Source organism: Longimicrobium sp. (genome assembly GCF_036280135.1).
Lineage (GTDB): Bacteria > Gemmatimonadota > Gemmatimonadetes > Longimicrobiales > Longimicrobiaceae > Longimicrobium.
This window is the reverse complement of record NZ_DASURI010000855.1, coordinates 1-2,361: the sequence shown is the minus strand read 5'-3', so window position 1 is coordinate 2,361 and position 2,361 is coordinate 1. Positions and strand designations below refer to the sequence as shown.

Annotated in this window: 2 protein-coding genes; both read right to left on the bottom strand. The window is 73.6% G+C overall.

Annotated elements, in window-relative coordinates:
* Nucleotides 1–683 precede the first annotated feature (683 nt).
* On the bottom strand, nucleotides 684–1,532 hold the full coding sequence (locus VFZ20_RS27710; RefSeq protein WP_329687206.1) for a GNAT family N-acetyltransferase: 849 nt from the start codon (nucleotides 1,530–1,532) through the stop codon (nucleotides 684–686).
* A gap of 14 nt (nucleotides 1,533–1,546) precedes the next feature.
* Nucleotides 1,547–2,361 (bottom strand): polysaccharide deacetylase family protein (locus VFZ20_RS27705; protein ID WP_329687205.1); only part of this gene is annotated, 815 nt, incomplete at its 5' end.

Genomic DNA, 2,361 nt, shown 5'->3' with positions numbered 1-2,361 from the left:
TCGGGGTTGCCGGAGACCGCGACGATTCCACACACGTGAGTTTGCTGCCGTTCAGGGATGCGCGCTGCCCCTCCGCCGCGACGGAGGCAAGCCGGAATCTAGAGCCGGAGCATACCCCGCAGCAACGAATCGGGTCGCGCGGGGATCAGACGGCGGGTTACGGGGGACAGCCACCAACGGCCGGGGCGGCGGCGGCGTCCGCCCGGGGGCGCCGCCCAGGCTTGCCGCGCGCCCCCTGCGTGCACGACGCGGCGCACCCGGATCGTGAACGCCGGCCCCGGTGCACCCGGCCAACCTCTGCTGGGGCAGTCCGCGCAGGCGGACTTTGTGCCTTTCCAGCGGCGAATTCATTCGCTCCGGCTGGGGCGCCGCGCCGTGATCGAATCCGCGCCCGGCCAGACCTGCATCCGATGCGCGTCTGTTCCAGATCCGCGACGATCCAGAATCGCGTTGATCCAGATCCGCCTCGATTCAGATCCACGTCGATTCAGATCCGCATCCGATCCGATCCGCATCCGATCCGCGCCGATCCACATCCGCGCCGATCCAGATCCGCGTCGATCCAGATCCGCGTCGATCCAGGTCCGCGCCGATCCAGGTCCGCGCCGATCGGGCGCGGATGCAGCTCACCGCGCGCCGATGCCGTTCACCCCCGTCGAAGATCGTCGCCGGGGCGCCGCCCTTCACCACGCGTCGAAGTCGATCGCGCGAAAGACGACCCGCGCGGCGTCCGGGTGCAGCCCCCGGCCGGTCAGGTCCTTGAACACCAGGTTCAGCGGCGACGGCCGCAGCTTCATCGGCAGGGGGACGAAGGGCGATCGGCCCCATTCCACGGCGGGATCGCGGCCCAGCCACACCCGCAGCGGCCCCGCCGGACGGCCGCCCGTGTCCGCGAGCCCCCATCCATCCGCCCCGTCGTACAGCACCGCGCCGAATCCCGCCCGTCCCGCCGGCGCCGTGACGGCCGCGCGGCCCGCCCTGTTCCGCACGGTGTACGGACGCTCGGGGTTCGCCAGCCGCCAGCGGATGGCATCGCCGCTCCACACCCGCTCCCAGCTGGGCGCCGTCCGCGTCCCGCGGCGGCGTGGCAGGCCCAATCCCACGCGGGCCTCCAGGGGGCCCACCATGACGAAGCGCGTCAGCAGGGGCAGGGTGCTGTTGGCGTTGCCGACGGCGATGGAAAAGGCGTAGCCCGCGCGCGCCGCCTGGTCGAACATGGGATCGGTTGTCCGCCGGGTGAGGTTGCGCCGCACGTGCCCCGGCTCCACGGCCGCGTTCACCAGCAGGATGCCCCGCAGCGTCTCGCCTTCCACGCGGGCCGTCAGCGGCTGGCCGGCGCAGTGGCCCACCAGCCGGCCCTCGTGGTACGCGTTGTATCCCAGCGCCCGGCCGTCGGGGTTCTCCACGTACAGCCAGCGCAGGTACGCCGGCGTAAGGTGCGGCGCGTGGGGAAACACGCGCCGCAGCAGGCCCGACACCTCCTCCAGCTCCGTGTCGGAGTGTTCCAGCGGCCTGAACTCGTGCTCCTCCATCCGTCTCCTCTTGCTCAGGCCGGCGCGCGCCCAGGCGCCCGCGCGTGGTCGCCGTACGGCTGAAAGGCGAATCCCATCCGCGCCACGCGCTCCAGCCGCTCCAGCACGGCGCCGCGGTTGGCATGCATCAGCCAGTTGCCGGGGCTCCACCGCGCGAACCCAGGATGGGCGAACGGCTGCGGCGCCGTGTCGACGTCGTAGGGATGCAGGTAGCCCAGCACGGGCCGGCCTGCGCGCGCATCCGCGCGCAGGGAGCGCCGCAGCAGCGGCCAGGGCAGCACGCGAAAGTACACGCCGCCGCCGTTCGGCACGGGGGGCAGGGGGGGCAGGGGGGCGGGCAGCAGCGTCACCGGCATCTCCAGCACGCCGTCCACCGCCCGCGGCGTCCGCCCGAACCCGGGCCAGCCGTGCAGGGGGCTGCGGGACGGGAGCACGGAGCTGGAGTAGGTGAATCCCAGCTCCGCCAGCACCCCGTACGCCCACGCCGTGTCCGCCGTCAGCGAGAAGTACGGCGCGCGGTAGCCCCGCACGCCGTCCACGCCCGCCGCGCGGAGGGCCTCCAGGTTCCGCGCCAGGTCGTCGCGGAACGCCGCCGGCGTCTGCCGGTCCAGCGCCGCGTGCGTGTCCGAGTGGCAGCCGATCTCGTGCCCCTCGCCCGCGATGCGGCGGATGAGCTCCGGGTGCGCGCGCGCCACGTCGCCCACGACAAAGAACGTCGCCCGCGCGCCGTGGCGGCCAAGAAAGTCCAGCAGGCGGCCCGTTAGCGCCGGCACGCGGGGCGGATGGCGCGCGCCGCCGGGAACCCGAGACCGGACGTCCTCCACGTCCA